Origin of the sequence: Nitrosococcus oceani ATCC 19707 (assembly GCF_000012805.1) — a bacterium.
Classification (GTDB): Bacteria; Pseudomonadota; Gammaproteobacteria; order Nitrosococcales; family Nitrosococcaceae; genus Nitrosococcus; species Nitrosococcus oceani.
Genome location: NC_007484.1, coordinates 2,820,170 through 2,835,845, shown reverse-complemented (window position 1 = coordinate 2,835,845; position 15,676 = coordinate 2,820,170). Strand labels below are relative to the sequence as shown.

Below are 15,676 nucleotides of genomic sequence, written 5' to 3'. Positions count from 1 at the left end.
TGAGAGTAAGAGGTTTTCTTAAATGCTAACTATCAGAAACTTACATACCCAGGTGGATGATAAACCCATCTTGCGGGGTATTGATTTGCAAGTGAATCCCGGCGAGGTACATGCCATTATGGGACCCAATGGTTCGGGCAAGAGTACCTTGGCAAATGTGCTGGCGGGACGCGAGGGTTACGAAGTAACTGCGGGGGAGGTTCTCTATCAAGGCCAGAATTTATTGAATTTAGCCCCGGAAGAGCGTGCTTGCGCGGGAGTTTTCCTGGCTTTCCAATATCCCGTGGAAATTCCTGGCGTAAGCAATGTCTATTTGTTGAAAACGGCTTTGAATGCTGTGCGCAAGCACCGTGGACTTCCTGAGCTTGATGCCATAGATTTTTTAACTCTAGTGCGGGAAAAAATGAAACTGGTGAAAATGGACGAAAGTTTCCTGCAGCGGGCGGTTAATGAAGGCTTCTCAGGAGGGGAAAAGAAACGTAACGAGATTTTGCAGATGGCGGTTTTGGAGCCCGCATTGGCGATTTTGGATGAGACCGATTCAGGGTTGGATATCGATGCCCTTAAGATTGTTGCCGATGGAGTCAATGCCCTGCGGAGTTCAGAGCGGGGGCTTATCCTTGTGACTCATTACCAGCGCCTCCTAGATTACATTGTGCCAGATTATGTCCATGTACTTTCCCTGGGCCGTATCGTGAAATCTGGAGATAAAACGTTAGCTCTGGAACTGGAGAAGGAAGGTTACGGTTGGATTGAGCAAGGTGAAGGTGCCACTCCGGCGGGGGCGGCCGCATTATGAAGGGGATCAGTGAGGCCTGGCAGCCCTATGTGGATTCCTATGCCCGCCTGGAACCGGATCTGGCGGGGGCGAATCTACCCTGGCTGCGAGAATTACGCCAGCAGGCATTGGCCCGTTTTATCTCCCTCGGCTTTCCTGGTCTCAAGAATGAGGATTGGAAATATACGCGAGTCCGTGCGCTGGCCGAGACTGCATTTAACTCGGCGGTTTCTTCATCGGTAGCGGTCAGTTTAGAGCAATGTCAAAGGTATTTTTTAGCAGAGACGCCCTGTTTTCGGTTGGTATTTGTTGATGGTTGCTTTGCTCCGGGGTTATCAGAGATTGAAGATCTCCCGGCTGGTACGGTGGTGGGCAATTTAGCCGGCTGTTTCAAACAGCAGGGGGAAAGCCTGCGCGGGGTATTGGCCAGTTATGCGGACTATCAAAACCAGCCTTTCACCGCGCTTAATACTGCCTTCATGGCCGATGGCGCTTATCTTTATTTACCCCCCAGGACCGTACTGGCCAAGCCGGTACATCTGATATTCCTGACTACGGGGCGTAGCGAAGCCGTCGTGACTCACTCCCGTAATTTGATAGTTCTCGAGCCGGAGAGTGAACTGACGGTTATTGAGCACTATGCTGGGTTAAATGATGCCGTATATTTCACGAATACGGTCACCGAAATAGCCGCGGGAAAGGGGGCTAATGTTGAGCATATCAAATTGCAAGAGGAATCGGCTAAAAGCTTTCATATTGCTACGATACAGGTCCAGCAGGAACAGGATGCGCAGTTTCTTTCCCGTAATCTGGCTTTGGGGGGGCGGTTAGCCCGCAACGATATCAATAGCGTATTGGCAGGGGAGGGCGCCGGGTGCATTTTGGAGGGACTCTATGTTTTAGATGGTGTACGTCACGTAGATAACCATACGAGAGTTGACCATCAACAGCCACATACCACTAGCCAGGAATTCTACAAAGGAATTTTAGATGGTAAATCGCGGGCAGTCTTTAATGGCAAAGTGATTGTTCACCCTCATGCGCAAAAAGCGGATGCCCGCCAGGCCAACCGCAATTTGCTGCTGTCTGAAGGGGCTGAAGTCGATACCAAACCAGAACTTGAAATCTACGCTGACGATGTTAAGTGTGCTCATGGGGCCACGGTCGGACAATTGGATAAAGATCAAATTTTCTATCTTCGCTCCCGCGGGATGGAAGAGGATGCAGCGCGCCAGCTCTTGACCTATGCTTTTGTCGAAGAAATTGTTAGGCGCATCAAACTACGTCCTATCCGCGCCCGTATCGAACATAGATTAAGCGCACAATTTTCTGAACCACAGCGCAAGGAGGTGGGTTGATGACCATTGCAAACATCGCAGCTGAAGTACCTATAGCAAGTGTCCCTTTTGAGATTGAGCGGGCCCGCGCTGACTTCCCTGTTTTGCAACAGGAAGTACATGGGAAGCCTTTGGTGTATCTAGATAATGCGGCGACTATGCAAAAACCTAGACAAGTTACTGAGGCGATTGATCACTATTACCGTTGGGATAATGCCAATATCCACCGTGCTGTGCATCAACTTAGCGAACGGGCGACCCAAGCATACGAGGCGGCGAGGAATAAAGTGCAACACTTTATTAACGCTGCTCGGCGGGAAGAAATTGTGTTTGTACGGGGCACTACCGAAGCAATCAATTTAGTCGCCCAAAGCTTCGGCCGAAGCCGGTTGCAAGCGGGTGATGAAATTCTGCTCTCCCATATGGAGCATCACTCTAACATTGTGCCGTGGCAGCTCCTATGCGAGCAGACGGGGGCAGTGCTTAAAGTCGTTCCTATCGATGATACCGGGGAATTGCTTTTAGATGAGTACGAGAGGTGTTTGTCACCTCGCACCCGGCTGGTAGCCATGGTGCATGCTTCTAATGTTTTGGGAACTATCAATCCAGCACAAAAAATCATTGAGCTAGCCCATGCCCGTGGGATTCCGGTGTTGCTAGATGGGGCCCAGACTGTTCCCCACATGCCCGTGGATGTCCAGGAGCTGGACTGTGATTTTTACGCTTTTTCAGCTCATAAAATGGTAGGACCCACAGGTATTGGCGTGCTCTATGGCAAGCGCGAATGGCTAGAAGCTATGCCTCCTTATCAGGGCGGCGGAGATATGATTCTGTCGGTAAGTTTTGATAAAACGCTTTATAGCGATCTCCCCTATAAGTTCGAGGCGGGAACTCCTCATATCGCTGGAGCCATTGGCCTGGGTGTAGCGATAGATTATCTAGAGACCCTAGGGATGGAAAACATTGCGGCCTATGAGCAGGAATTGCTTAACTATGGGACAGAGGTTCTGGCTCAAGTTCCCGGACTGCGTTTTATTGGCACAGCCCAAGAAAAAGTAGGGGTATTATCCTTTGTCTTGGAGGGCGTCCATCCTCATGATATCGGTACCATTCTTGATCATGAAGGTATTGCCATTCGCACAGGACATCATTGCGCCCAGCCGGTAATGGAACGTTTTAATATTCCCGCAACGGCAAGAGCCTCCCTAGCATTTTACAATACTAAGGCTGAAATGGATGTTCTGGCAGCTGGAATTAAGCGGGTAGGAGAGTTATTGGGATAATGAGCGAACTGCTAGATTTATATCAAGAGGTCATCCTGGATCATAGAAAGAGGCCGCGGAATTTTCATTCCATGGAAAATGCAGATTTTCAGGCTGATGGCCATAATCCCCTATGCGGAGATCGGGTAACCGTCTTTCTTAAAATGCATAATGGAATTATTGAGGATGTGAGCTTTCAGGGTGAGGGGTGCGCCATCTCTATAGCTTCGGCATCGCTAATGACCGAATCTCTTAAAGGCAAGAGTTCCCAGGAAGCTGAAGGCTTGTTCGGTAAATTTCATGACTTGGTGACGGATGAGTCGACTCATAGAGAAGAAGGACTCTCCTTGGGAAAACTAGGGGTGCTCGCTGGTGTTAAGGCGTTCCCCATGCGCGTGAAGTGCGCGACGCTTGCATGGCATACTTTGCATGCCGCCCTGGCACATGAAAATAAGATGGCGACGACGGAGTAGCCCCCTTCAAGGGAGAAATGAATATGTATAATCGTGAGCCTATTGTTCTGAACCGTGATTGCGAGGCCGTGCTAGTACCGATGGCTGATAAGGTTATTATCCCTAAAGATACGGAAGTGGTGATTGCCCAGGATCTGGGAGGAAGCTATACTGTTTATGTGAGTGGGAATTTGGCCCGGATAGAAGGTAAAGATGCTGATGCCTTGGGTTTAGAACCGGTTGCACCTCCTGAATTACCAGAGAATGCTTCTGAGGAAGATCTTGAAAAGCTAGCCTGGGAGCAGATGAAAACTTGCTTTGATCCTGAAATTCCCATCAATATCGTAGATCTAGGCTTGGTTTATGAGTGTTCCATTTCTTCCTTGCCTGAAGGGCAAAAGGAAGTGGATATCAAGATGACTTTAACCGCTCCTGGCTGTGGAATGGGTGAAGTTCTAGTACAGGATGTAAAGGAAAAAGTTGAGGCTATTCCCGCTATCGGGGTGGCTAATGTCGAATTGGTTTTCGATCCGCCGTGGAATTACAGCATGATGTCTGAGGCTGCTAAGATCCAGACGGGCATGTATTAACTAGGGTTCCAGGCGCTTCAGCCAATTTTCGTTCACCTCGGTTTTAATTTGCTTACCCATGATTTCCAGCAGAATATGAGCCCGTTTTTTTCCGTTGGAAGTAAGCCAGATGCCTTCATGCCCCGCTAGCAACCCTTCTTCGACTAGGACTTGTTGCCCCTTTCGAAAGTCGGGACTTGCTAAATCCTGAATACCATCGGAGCCCTCATGGGTTTGCAATTCGCGGATTAGCGTATCTGGCACGTGGGCCGGTTGGGCTCCAAATCGGACTAGAGAAATGACTCCAATCGTGGATCGTATTGAGCCCCAATTGTCCTTTTCAGTATCTAGGTGGATAAATAGGTAACGGGGAAAGAGTGGCTCAACCGTTGCTATACGCCGGTATGCGCGGCGGCGCATCTGTCGTACAAGGGGAAGGTAGGTTTCAAAATTCTGGCGCTCGAGGTTTTCCTGAGCCAAGCGTTCTTGCCGCGGCTTACAATAAATGAGATACCAAAATTTCTTAGAAGAAGGTGAAGATTCCATTTCTGAATTATTCGCTTAATTGGTGCGGCCTATGATCTATGGATATCGTTCCCGGAAGCCATTTCAAAAGAGCTCTTTAGTGCCGAAGCATTACCTATGAGCCCCATGTACCGTGTTTTTCAAGCATATTTTTTTGGCCTCAGTGCAAAATTGTTATTTTTAAAAGCGCTTATCCGGGGGTGCATTACCCGACTCGGCCATAATGGTCTTCGAAACAGACAATATCGTCTTCTCCTAAATAACTCCCTGATTGAACTTCGATAATTTCTAAAGGCAGCTTGCCAGGATTTTCCAGGCGATGTTTGACGCCTAGCGGGATATAGGTCGATTGGTTTTCAGAAAGCAGGGTGGTTTCATTATCCCGAATAATCCGTGCCGTTCCTTTGACAACGATCCAGTGTTCGGCCCGATGATGATGCATTTGTAAAGAGAGGGAAGCGCCAGGGTTTACCGTGATCCGCTTAACCTGGAACCGGGTGCCGTAATCGATGCTTTCGTAACAACCCCACGGACGATACACTTTTCGGTGCTTAATGTGCTCCTCTCGTCCCGCCTCTTTAAGCTGAGATACTACATTTTTGACGTGCTGGGCATGTTCCTTATGGACCACGAGCACCGCATCCGATGTCTCGATAACCATGAGGTCTTTAAGGCCAATGCCAGCTACCATACGATGTTCCGCCAGAAGCAAGGTATTTCGAGAGTTTTCGAGATAAACATCACCCCGGGCCATATTACCGTCTTGGTCTCGCGGACTAGCCTCTAGCAGACTAGGCCATGCTCCTACATCAGACCAGCCAGCATCCAAGGAAACCACGACAGAAGGGTGATTTTCTTTTTCTGTAGTAAGTTTCTCCATCACTGCATAATCAATGGAGTTGCTGGGGCAAGTCTCAAATGCAGCGTGTTTAATTCGAAAAAAATCGCCATCTTGGCTTCCCTCTGTGATAGCTTGATGGCAGGCCCGTTCGATCTCAGAGGCATGGGCTGCAATTTCTTTTATCCATATGGAGGCCCGAAGCATGAACATGCCACTATTCCACAAATGGTTAGCCGATTGTAAATAGTTCTGTGCGGTTTCCTGATCCGGTTTCTCCACAAAAGCCTTTATCCTAAAGGCTTTTGGTATAGACGCTGAGTCCATTGCCATTATGGGTAGCGGTTGACCCATTTCAATATAGCCATACCCTGTCTCGGCACGAGTGGGAACAATGCCAAAGGTCACTACATGATTGTTTTGGGCTAACTGATATCCCGTTTGAACTGCAGCTTGGAATGCTGGGATGTCAGCGATAATGTGATCTGCTGGCATCACCAATAAAATACAATCCTCACCCGCTTCCAAAGCGGAAAACGCAGCCAAGGTAAGGGCAGGCGCAGTATTGCGGCCAAAGGGCTCTAGGATGAGCTGGCGGGGAATCACCTCGATTTGCCGCATTTGTTCAGCAACCAAGAAACGATGTTCTTCGTTACACACGACCAGGGGAGAGAGCAATGGAAACTTGAAGAAACCATCGTTAAGCCGAGTGACAGTGTTTTGGAGCATAGTACGGCTTCCCACTAAGGGCAAAAGCTGCTTAGGAAAATGCTCCCTGGAGAGAGGCCAAAGACGTGTTCCTGAACCGCCCGAAAGCACTACAGGTTGCAGACGCATAGTATTATCCTTAAATTGCATCAATCAAGCTACCACCATATTATCGCATCATGGCTTATAAATTTGGGTTTTAATTTTTATTATGGGGCAAGTCCTCTTGATTTGCCGACAAATATTATCGTACCTCCTTCTGGCTTGAAAGGTTAATGCTTCTAGTCTTAAAAGCGCTAACAAGTGGGTTGACAATGCCAGGATCGGTTAATACTGTTCCTGCTATGCACCTTCATAGGGAAGGGATATTCGATCATAATTTTTACGGAAGGGAAAATCATGCCTTCGAGTAACACTGTATGGCATAAGCCTATCGTTAGGCGCACGGATCGAGAACGGCTAAATGATCACAAGAGCACGATTTTATGGTTTACCGGCCTTTCTGGCGCGGGTAAGTCCACGTTAGCTCATGCGGTTGAGGCACGGCTTTTCCAAATGGGATGCCAGACTTTTGTCTTCGATGGTGATAACGTGCGTCATGGACTATGTACCGATTTAGGTTTTTCTGAAGAGGATCGGGCCGAGAATATCCGCCGTATCGGAGCAATGTGTAAGCTTTTTGTGGACGCCGGGGTCATTGCTCTGACAGCATTTATTTCTCCATTTCGGCGAGATCGTCAGAGGGTACGGGATTTAGTGGCCGAAGGCGATTTTCTGGAAATTTACTGCCGAGCCTCTCTTGCCATCTGTGAGCAGCGGGATGTGAAGGGCCTTTATCGGCGAGCCCGTGCTGGAGAGATTTCTGAATTTACCGGAATCTCCTCCCCCTATGAAGAACCAGAAAGGCCAGAATTAGTGGTTGATACAGGCTCCCATGCCGTGGAAGAAAATGTAGAGATGGTTATCCATTTACTAAAATGCCGAGGTATTATCCCTGAGGGAGCGGCTAAACCGGTTAAGCCTATGGTTCAAGTGTGACTGCGGGGGGGCGAATAATAAAGTATCATGGAATCGTTGCAGAGGTGTGATTAACCGGCTACCGCCATGAACTCTCTTTAATTGATTTTTACCGCTCGGTACCCACTGATTGCGGCTATTCCAAGGCTTTTCTAAGCTATTTTGGCGTATCTTGTCTAACCAGAGCCACTTGAAGATAGGGGTAGGTTTCTCCTATGTTACTACGACATAGCGCCTTATACACCCTTGCCCGTGGTCTGCCTGGGCTGATTAATTTTGCTGCACTAGCAGTATACACGCGCTTGCTTGCCCCTGATGAATATGGTCGTTACGCCCTTGTCATTGCCGCGGTAGGACTCGCCAATGCAGTCCTGTTTCAATGGCTAAACTTAGGGCTTTTGCGATATCTGGCAAGATATCGAGATTGTAAACCGAGGTTTCTTTCTACTTTGGCGGCTGGTTATCTGATGGTCGTATTGCTCAGTGCAATGGTAGGGTTAGTTTTGTGGGGTATTTGGCCAGAGCCCGAGATGCGATCGCTGATTGGTTTAGGAATTCTTTTTTTATGGGCCCAGGCTCTCTTTGATGCTCATCTACAGATGACTGCCTCCCAGCTGACTCCCCAGCGTTATGGGTTGCTGGCTATCACTAAGGCGCTGACTTCGCTTACCTTAGGCAGTATTCTTGCTTGGTGGGGATTTGGTGCAACCGGTGTTCTCTGGGGACTTACTGGGGGGCTCATCCTTGCCATCGTAATCTGGGCGCGAGAGGAATGGCGTCATCTTAGCCCTTATTATGTTGATAAAGAGTTGATGGGGCAATTGATCTCCTATGGTCTTCCCCTCACTGCCACTTTTGCGCTGACTTTTGTGGTGAGCAGTTCAGACCGCTTGCTGCTGGGATGGTTGCAGGGGTCTCATTCGGCAGGGCTGTATGCGGTGGGGTATGACCTGCCTCACCAGATTCTGGGAGTATTGATGATGGTAGTTCATTTAGCTGCTTATCCCCTTGCCGTTCATGCACTAGAGCAGGAAGGCTGGGGGGCTGCGCAAGTACAGCTGAAAAAAAATGCTATTGGCCTTTTATGTATCGCCTTGCCGGCTACCGTTGGCTTGATCCTTCTGGCGCCCAATATCGCCCAGGTGGTGCTTGGCATTGAATTCAGAAAAGCCGCGGTAGCGCTTAGCTTCTGGATTGCAATGGCCTCATTCCTGGCTGGTATCAAGGCTTATTATTTCGATTTGGCTTTCCAGCTTGGTCAGCGCACCCTAGCGCAGGTTTGGATTGCGTTGGTAGCGGCCACCATCAATTTAATCTTAAATCTCTGGCTGATTCCTAAGCTTGGCATCATGGGAGCCGCTTATGGAACGGCTTGCGCCTATCTGTCGGCATTAGTACTGAGTGTGATCCTGGGAAGACGCTATTTTAAACTGCCTATTCCAGGATACGAGAGCCTGAAAATTATTGTTGCCACGCTTGCCATGGGGCTCGCCCTTTGGCCCTTACTCTCCCTCAAAGGATTCACGGGGCTTGGCGTTCAGATTCTTGTCGGCATGGTTAGTTATGGGCTTTTTGTGTTGGTATTTAATATTGCCGGTAGCCGCACATTACTATTTAATCGTCTCTTTCTTGAGCGGCGCATTATATGAAAAAAACCAAGCGCCTCGCTTTATTTCTACCTTCCCTCCATGGCGGTGGTGCAGAGCGAATAATGTTGACCCTGGCAGGAGGATTCGCCGAGCGCGGTTTGCGTGTAGATTTGATCCTGGCCAATGCAGAGGGGCCCTATCTTAGCCGGGTTCCTGACGCAGTTCGTGTAGTGAACTTGGAGGCTTCCCGTGTGATAAAAAGCTTGCCGGGTTTGATGCGTTATTTACGGCGGGAGCAGCCCCAAGCCTTGCTGTCAGCTTTAGACCACGCCAATCTTATCGCGTTATTGGCCAAGCGGTTGACAGTCTCTAAGGCCCGTTGCGTAGTCAGTGTACATAGTACGCTTTCTATCGAACAACGCCATGCTAGGGTCTGGCGCGCCCGCCTTATTCCTTGGCTTATCAGCCGCTGGTATCCAAGGGCTAATAAAGTTGTGGCTGTTTCCCAGGGGGGTGCTAAAGACTTGATCCACACGACGGGCTTGGCCCCGGAGAGAGTTGAAGTTATTCATAATCCTGTGGTGATTCCGGATTTGTTAGCCCAGGCTCAAGCCCCTATCCCACATTTCTGGTTGGGAGCCGAGCAGCCCCCGGTGATTCTCGGCATAGGACGATTGACGGCGCAAAAAGATTTCCCGACCCTTATCCGAGCTTTTGCTCAGGTTCGGGAACGGCGTCTGGCACGGCTTATCATCCTGGGCGAAGGGGAAGAACGTTCAAAATTAGAGGCCCTGCTCGGGGCGTTGAATCTCCAAGATGAAGTGGCCTTACCTGGTTTTGTCCAAAATCCTTACGCTTATATGAGCCGGGCTGCGGTGCTTGTGCTGTCCTCGGCCTGGGAGGGTTTACCGGGAGTTTTGATGGAAGCCCTAGCGGTGGGTACACCGGTGGTTGCAACTGACTGCCCTAGTGGGCCCAATGAAATTCTTTGCGGTGGAACCTATGGACCCTTGGTTCAAGTGGGGGATGATGTTTCCATGGCAGAGGCAATTATGCATATTTTAGAGGGGCGAAGGCTCACAGCTCCAGTATTGAGGGGGCGGGCTGCGGATTTCAGCCTAGAGCGGGCCATAACCGCCTATCTTGAGGCCCTCAATCTTTAAAAATGCTTCTCCTCTGGCATAGTGGCATTACATGATAAACGTGGTTCATGTCATCACCGGATTAAATGTGGGAGGGGCGGAGAGAACCTTGCTTAGATTGTTAGCCAATCGAACTGCATCGCGCTTTAATCCTAGTGTGATTTCTCTGCTGGATAAAGGAGTTATAGGCCCTCAGATCCAATCCCTAGGAGTACCAGTATATCCCCTGGGGATGAAGCGAGGTATTCCGGGGCCCAGAGTTTTAATCGATTTGCGCCGCCTTCTCAAAAAACTCGACCCCGATGTGATTCAAGGTTGGATGTATCATGGCAATCTAGCGGCGACTGTAGCGGCCTCATCCCTAGGGCGGCGAGTTCCGGTGTTGTGGAATATCCGGCAGTCTCTCTATGGGCTGGCAAAAGAACGGTGGCTTACCCGGCAAGTGATTTATGGGAGTGCGTGGCTCTCCAGATCGCCGAAGATTATTCTTTATAATAGTAAAACCAGCGCCTCGCAGCATGAGGCGATGGGGTTTAAGCCCCAGAAGACCCGGATTATCCCCAATGGCTTCGATTGTAATGAATATTACCCTGATAAAAGAATGAGAGAGCAGGTAAGAAAAGAGCTAGAAATTCCGCTTAATACCCTCTTGATTGGGCTGATTGCACGTTATCATCCCATGAAGGATCACTCGAATTTTCTGCGGGCAGCTGCGGAACTCATGAAGGCAGAGGAAGGAATGAGGATTGCTTTTCTATTAGCCGGGCGGGGTATCGACCTGCCTAATGGTCCCCTAATCGAGCTTATTGGCCGGTTAGGTTTAGGCTCAAAAGTGTATTTGCTGGGGGAGCGGCAGGATATTTCTAGGCTCATGATGGCATTGGATATTGCCACCGTCGCGTCGGCATGGGGGGAGGGTTTTCCTAACGTGTTAGGTGAGGCAATGGCTTGCAGTATACCTTGTGTCGCCACGGATGTAGGAGATTCAGCCTATCTCATTGCGGATACGGGCAAAATCGTGCCACCTAAGAACCCTCAGGCTCTAGCCGCCGCCTGGCAAGCGTTAATCGGGGTAGGAGTCAAGGGTCGTAAAGGATTAGGTGAGAAAGCCCGTAGGCGTATTGCTGAGCATTTTAATCTCTCGGAAATCGTACACCAGTATGAGCAATTGTACCTGGAAGTGACCCCTTAATGTGTGGGTTTGCAGGTTTTTATGATTCTTCGTTGCCGGTGGATCAGGCGGGAGAAATCCTCACTAAAATGGCATCAGAGCTAATTCATCGAGGGCCGGATGACGAAGGAATCTGGTGCGAACGGGAAACGGGAATTCATTTTACTCATAGACGTTTAGCGGTGGTGGATCTTTCCGCCAGTGGCCATCAGCCCATGCTTTCTGCTAGTGGCCGTTACGTGATTGTCTTTAATGGGGAAATTTATAATTATAAAGCACTGCGGACAGAGCTAGAAGGAAGAGAAACCCAGTGGCATGGCTATTCGGATACCGAGGTTTTGCTGGCGGGGATTGAGGCGTGGGGAGTAAGCAAAACTCTGCAGCGCTGTGTGGGCATGTTTGCCCTGGCCCTTTGGGATAGAAAGGCGCGGGTGCTTTATCTTGCTCGGGACCGGCTGGGAGAAAAACCTTTATATTACGGTTGGATGAAGGGAGCTTTTTTATTTGGTTCCGAACTCAAGGCGTTACGAGCCTATCCATTCTGGCAGGGGGAGATAGATCGGAAAGCGGTAACGCTTTTGATGCGTCATAATTACATCCCTAGCCCTTTTTCTATTTACCAAGGGATCTATAAACTTCCGCCGGGATGTTTTTTAGCGTTAAGTTGGGAAAGTTTAAGGGTAAATAAGGCGCTTGCCCCCTTTCCGCAAGAGGGAGAAAGGAGCGTTCTGCAACCTTATTGGTCCGCCTGGAAGGCAGTGGAAAACGGGGTGACAGTCCCTTTTAGGGGTAGTGATAAAGAGGCCATCGCTGAACTGGAGAAGCGGCTACGAGATGCTGTGGTAGGTAAGATGGTCGCTGATGTTCCTCTGGGCGCCTTTCTCTCCGGGGGAATTGACTCTTCTACGGTTGCCGCCCTAATGCAAGCCCAAAGCAGCCAGCCCATTCGAACTTTCTCTATTGGTTTCCACGAGGAGGGTTATAATGAAGCGGTTCATGCCGCCCAAGTGGCCCATCATTTAGGCACGGATCATACTGAACTCTATATCAGTCCGGAGGAAGCCATGGCCGTGATCCCACGGCTTCCCAGCATCTACGATGAACCTTTTGCTGATTCCTCTCAGATTCCTACTTTTCTGGTGTCCCAGTTGGCACGACGGCATGTCACCGTGGCCCTGTCTGGAGATGGAGGCGATGAGCTGCTAGGCGGCTATAATCGCTATTTCTGGTGCAAGCAGATTTGGAATAAGGCAGGCAGGTTTCCCCGCCTCGGGCGTCAGTTGGCTGCTCAAATGCTGGGGGCTCTCCCTCCTTCGGTTTGGGATAAGGTTTTTGCAAGTCTGGACCCCATCTTGCCAGCCCGATTCCGGCAGGCCCATCCGGGCGATAAATTGCATAAGCTAGCAGCCATTTTGGCCTCGGACTCTCCAGCGGTTATTTATGAGCAGCTGATTTCCCAGTGGCAGAATCCTGGCAGCATTGTTATTAATGGTTTCGAGCCTTCGGGTTCAGCTAATAAAGTTTGGTCCTATCCTGCACTGACTAATCTTACCGAACGGATGATGTTCCTCGACCTAATAACCTATCTTCCCGGTGATATCCTGACCAAAGTGGATCGGGCAAGTATGGCGGTGAGTTTAGAAACCCGTGTTCCGCTGCTCGATCATCGCTTGGTGGAATTTGCCTGGCGCCTACCGCTTGGGTTGAAGGTACGGGCGGGGACAGGCAAGTGGATATTGCGTCAGGTTTTATACCGTTATGTCCCTGAGGCATTGGTAGAACGCCCAAAGATGGGTTTCGGGGTTCCTATTGACGCGTGGTTACGGGGTCCGCTGCGCCACTGGGCGGAAGATTTACTTGATGCCAGCAAGCTTAGGAGAGAAGGATATTTCTACCCTGAGCCTATCCGTAAAAAATGGCGGGAGCATCTCAGCGGGCGGCGTAACTGGCAATATCCCCTGTGGTGCGTCTTGATGTTTCAAGCTTGGTTAGATGCTCAGTAATTCTGTGTGCCGTCTTCTTTTTGTCGTTAATGAAGCCGCCTTTTTTCTTTCTCATCGTTTGCCCCTCGCCCAGGCGGCAAGACAGAAGGGATACGAGATCCATGTCGCCACACCAGAGTCTACCGCAGTGAAGAAAATTCGGCAGGAGGGCTTTTCTTACCATCCTATTCCTCTGAGCCGGCAAGGCCGAAATCCATGGAAGGAGATTGAAGGGATTATGGCTCTTTATTTTCTTTATCGCCGGTTAAGGCCAGATTTAGTCCACCATGTTACCCTTAAACCGGTGCTCTATGGGGGGATAGCGGCACGTTTGGCTTACGTGCCCGCAGTGGTCAATGCGCTTACCGGGTTAGGCTTCGTCTTTACCGCTCAGGGGGTGGGGGCGGATATACTGCGTTATTTTCTTAATAAGATATTCCGGTTGGCGATGGGGCACTGTAATAGCTACGTTCTTTTTCAGAATCCAGATGATAGATTGCTCTTTGTTGAAGCTGGTGCGGTGCCTGAAGAAAAAACTATCTTAATAAAGGGCTCCGGGGTAGATATACAGGTCTATTCGCCCCAACCAGAGCCAGTAGATGTGCCTGTGGTAGTAATGGCTTCGCGTATGCTATGGGATAAAGGTGTTGGTGAATTTGTTGATGCAGCACGGGTACTCCAAGCAGCGGGAGTGAACGCGCGTTTTGTGCTAGTAGGGGATACCGATCCAGGGAATCCGGCTGCGGTGCCTCAAAGTATGCTCAAAGAATGGCGAGATCAGGGAGTTGTGGAGTGGTGGGGATATCGTGACAATATGCCAGTAATTCTGGCAGGGGCAAACATAATTTGCTTGCCTTCTTACCGTGAAGGTTTGCCTAAGATTTTAATTGAGGCAGCGGCCTGTGGGCGGCCCATTGTGACTACGGATATGCCAGGCTGCCGCGAGATCGTTCGCCATGGAAAAAATGGTTTACTGGTTTCTGTAAGAGATAGCAGGGAATTAGCCCAGGCATTGGGAACCTTGATTAAGGACTCTGAGATGCGTCAACGTATGGGCCAGGAGGGAAGAGCATTGGTGGTTGCGGAGCATTCTGTAGACTTGATCAACATGCAGACACTTAATCTCTATGGAAAACTATTGCCTAAATCTTTGTGCTAATTTCACCAGCTAACTTAATTTTGACCGCCTATTTTTATTTATTACTGCCTGTTTTTTTTCTAGCCGCTTTAGGTTTGGTCGGTTGTTTTCGGCGTTACGCCTTGAGTAAGGGTTTGCTGGATTCTCCGAATGCGCGCTCTTCCCATCAGAGCCCCACCCCTCGGGGAGGGGGAGTAGTGTTTGTGGGGCTATGGTTGGGAGCAGCTTTACTGGTTTGGGGTAGAGGTGAAATATCTTCTGAAGCCGCGTTTTTTTTATTGCCAGGAGCATTCCTGGTGGCAGGGATTGGCTACGGGGATGATCTTTATGATGTGAGTCCTCTGTGGCGGATTGTTACGCACTTCATCGCTGCCTTAATTGCAGTTTATTTTTTATTGGCGATGGATATCCGTCAATATGGTTGGGAGATATTTTTCTGGCCAGAATTAGGAGTAGTAGCGGGCATCCTTTTTGCCATGGTTTGGTCTATTAATCTTTTTAACTTTATGGATGGTATTGATGGACTTGCGGGAATGGAGGCTTGTTTTGTTTTCAGCGTTGGAGGGTGGTGGTTATGGGAGGCAGAGGCCTATGGCTATGCTTATCTGGCTTGGGTGTTAGTAGCTGTAGTTGCTGGTTTTCTGGTGTGGAATTGGCCCTCCGCTAGAATTTTTATGGGAGATGGAGGAAGTGGTTTTCTAGGGTTTTTGATTGCTGCCTTTACGTTTGCTGGGCACGTTTGGTGGGATATTCCGATTTTGCTATGGATAATAGTCTATGGCGTGTTTTGGTTTGACGCCACAGTGACTTTACTACGTCGGATTCTGGCTGGCGAGCGTTGGTATAGCGCCCATTGTTCTCATGCCTATCAGCGATTATATCAAATTGGATGGTCCCATCGTAAAGTGCTTTTAGCTATCAGCGGTATTAATATGGCCTTGGTTACTGTAGCCCTGTGGGCAGATGCGAACCGGGAAGCCTTGCCTTGGATATTTTTAGTAACACTGATGTTCCTTGGGATCATCTACGGGGGCATTGAACGCCTACGTCCCATGTATCCAAAAGAATAAGTACCTTGGTAAAAATTTTGAAGTATTAGAGTGGAGGGGTGCAGAGCTAAGGGATAGGGAAGTTCCTACAAACCTATTTTCCCCCTCTGAAAAAAAGT

General features: G+C 49.4%; 14 protein-coding genes. 12 read left to right on the top strand and 2 right to left on the bottom strand.

All coding sequences use genetic code 11. The features are described 5' to 3' along the window. Positions 1 to 22 precede the first annotated feature (22 nt). Genes sufC through sufT form a run of 5 tightly spaced genes read left to right on the top strand, consistent with a single transcriptional unit; the run spans position 23 to position 4,419 of the window. Positions 23 to 799: a Fe-S cluster assembly ATPase SufC gene (gene sufC, locus NOC_RS13260; RefSeq protein WP_002808546.1), complete on the top strand. Its 777-nt coding sequence runs from the start codon at positions 23 to 25 to the stop codon at positions 797 to 799. After that, positions 796 to 2,136, top strand: a complete 1,341-nt coding sequence (sufD, locus tag NOC_RS13255) for a Fe-S cluster assembly protein SufD (RefSeq protein ID WP_002808541.1) — start codon at positions 796 to 798, stop codon at positions 2,134 to 2,136. The genes sufC and sufD overlap by 4 nt, the downstream gene beginning before the upstream one ends. Beyond that, entirely contained in the window at positions 2,136 to 3,398 is a 1,263-nt protein-coding gene (locus NOC_RS13250; RefSeq protein WP_002810871.1) for a cysteine desulfurase, read from the top strand. Before sufD ends, NOC_RS13250 begins: the two co-directional genes overlap by 1 nt. Beyond that, entirely contained in the window at positions 3,398 to 3,850 is a 453-nt protein-coding gene (sufU, locus tag NOC_RS13245; protein ID WP_002810600.1) for a Fe-S cluster assembly sulfur transfer protein SufU, read from the top strand. Before NOC_RS13250 ends, sufU begins: the two co-directional genes overlap by 1 nt. A gap of 23 nt (positions 3,851 to 3,873) precedes the next feature. Beyond that, a complete protein-coding gene (sufT, locus tag NOC_RS13240) occupies positions 3,874 to 4,419 on the top strand; it encodes a putative Fe-S cluster assembly protein SufT (protein WP_002808897.1) in 546 nt (181 codons plus the stop codon). Here the strand turns inward: sufT and rfaH are convergent, their stop codons facing one another. Both rfaH and NOC_RS13230 read right to left on the bottom strand, forming a co-directional pair. Next, the gene (rfaH, locus tag NOC_RS13235) at positions 4,420 to 4,944 is read right to left on the bottom strand and encodes a transcription/translation regulatory transformer protein RfaH (RefSeq protein WP_011330979.1); all 525 of its coding nucleotides are present in this window, start codon (positions 4,942 to 4,944) and stop codon (positions 4,420 to 4,422) included. Positions 4,945 to 5,128: 184 nt separating this feature from the next. After that, positions 5,129 to 6,598, bottom strand: coding sequence for a mannose-1-phosphate guanylyltransferase/mannose-6-phosphate isomerase (locus NOC_RS13230; RefSeq protein WP_041345992.1), 1,470 nt, complete (start codon positions 6,596 to 6,598; stop codon positions 5,129 to 5,131). Between the two features lie 270 nt (positions 6,599 to 6,868). Here NOC_RS13230 and cysC point away from each other — a divergent pair, with 270 nt between their 5' ends. From cysC to NOC_RS13195, 7 genes are all read left to right on the top strand, one after another. Then, positions 6,869 to 7,507 (top strand): adenylyl-sulfate kinase, encoded by a 639-nt coding sequence (cysC, locus tag NOC_RS13225; protein ID WP_002811234.1) that lies wholly within the window; start codon positions 6,869 to 6,871, stop codon positions 7,505 to 7,507. Between the two features lie 194 nt (positions 7,508 to 7,701). Next, on the top strand, positions 7,702 to 9,135 hold the full coding sequence (locus NOC_RS13220; protein WP_002811603.1) for an oligosaccharide flippase family protein: 1,434 nt from the start codon (positions 7,702 to 7,704) through the stop codon (positions 9,133 to 9,135). Further along, a complete protein-coding gene (locus NOC_RS13215) occupies positions 9,132 to 10,238 on the top strand; it encodes a glycosyltransferase (RefSeq protein ID WP_002811451.1) in 1,107 nt (368 codons plus the stop codon). Before NOC_RS13220 ends, NOC_RS13215 begins: the two co-directional genes overlap by 4 nt. Before the next feature lie 31 nt (positions 10,239 to 10,269). Continuing rightward, positions 10,270 to 11,409, top strand: a complete 1,140-nt coding sequence (locus tag NOC_RS13210; RefSeq protein ID WP_002810520.1) for a glycosyltransferase — start codon at positions 10,270 to 10,272, stop codon at positions 11,407 to 11,409. Continuing rightward, positions 11,409 to 13,391 carry an asparagine synthase (glutamine-hydrolyzing) gene (asnB, locus tag NOC_RS13205; protein ID WP_002811120.1) on the top strand — a complete coding sequence of 661 codons (1,983 nt, stop codon included), beginning with the start codon at positions 11,409 to 11,411 and terminating at the stop codon, positions 13,389 to 13,391. The genes NOC_RS13210 and asnB overlap by 1 nt, the downstream gene beginning before the upstream one ends. Continuing rightward, positions 13,381 to 14,529, top strand: coding sequence for a glycosyltransferase family 4 protein (locus tag NOC_RS13200; RefSeq protein ID WP_011330976.1), 1,149 nt, complete (start codon positions 13,381 to 13,383; stop codon positions 14,527 to 14,529). The genes asnB and NOC_RS13200 overlap by 11 nt, the downstream gene beginning before the upstream one ends. A gap of 20 nt (positions 14,530 to 14,549) precedes the next feature. Beyond that, positions 14,550 to 15,578 carry an MraY family glycosyltransferase gene (locus tag NOC_RS13195; protein ID WP_231561824.1) on the top strand — a complete coding sequence of 343 codons (1,029 nt, stop codon included), beginning with the start codon at positions 14,550 to 14,552 and terminating at the stop codon, positions 15,576 to 15,578. Positions 15,579 to 15,676: the final 98 nt, after the last annotated feature.

What these genes read in the sequence shown, in the direction of transcription:
- NOC_RS13200 (WP_011330976.1), top strand. Translation starts at nt 13,381, where the DNA reads ATGCTCAGTAATTCTGTGTGCCGTCTTCTTTTTGTCGTTAATGAAGCC.
- rfaH (WP_011330979.1), bottom strand. Translation starts at nt 4,944, where the DNA reads ATGGAATCTTCACCTTCTTCTAAGAAATTTTGGTATCTCATTTATTGT.
- sufC (WP_002808546.1), top strand. Translation starts at nt 23, where the DNA reads ATGCTAACTATCAGAAACTTACATACCCAGGTGGATGATAAACCCATC.
- NOC_RS13230 (WP_041345992.1), bottom strand. Translation starts at nt 6,598, where the DNA reads ATGCGTCTGCAACCTGTAGTGCTTTCGGGCGGTTCAGGAACACGTCTT.
- NOC_RS13250 (WP_002810871.1), top strand. Translation starts at nt 2,136, where the DNA reads ATGACCATTGCAAACATCGCAGCTGAAGTACCTATAGCAAGTGTCCCT.
- NOC_RS13220 (WP_002811603.1), top strand. Translation starts at nt 7,702, where the DNA reads ATGTTACTACGACATAGCGCCTTATACACCCTTGCCCGTGGTCTGCCT.
- asnB (WP_002811120.1), top strand. Translation starts at nt 11,409, where the DNA reads ATGTGTGGGTTTGCAGGTTTTTATGATTCTTCGTTGCCGGTGGATCAG.
- NOC_RS13210 (WP_002810520.1), top strand. Translation starts at nt 10,270, where the DNA reads ATGATAAACGTGGTTCATGTCATCACCGGATTAAATGTGGGAGGGGCG.
- sufU (WP_002810600.1), top strand. Translation starts at nt 3,398, where the DNA reads ATGAGCGAACTGCTAGATTTATATCAAGAGGTCATCCTGGATCATAGA.
- cysC (WP_002811234.1), top strand. Translation starts at nt 6,869, where the DNA reads ATGCCTTCGAGTAACACTGTATGGCATAAGCCTATCGTTAGGCGCACG.
- NOC_RS13215 (WP_002811451.1), top strand. Translation starts at nt 9,132, where the DNA reads ATGAAAAAAACCAAGCGCCTCGCTTTATTTCTACCTTCCCTCCATGGC.
- sufD (WP_002808541.1), top strand. Translation starts at nt 796, where the DNA reads ATGAAGGGGATCAGTGAGGCCTGGCAGCCCTATGTGGATTCCTATGCC.
- sufT (WP_002808897.1), top strand. Translation starts at nt 3,874, where the DNA reads ATGTATAATCGTGAGCCTATTGTTCTGAACCGTGATTGCGAGGCCGTG.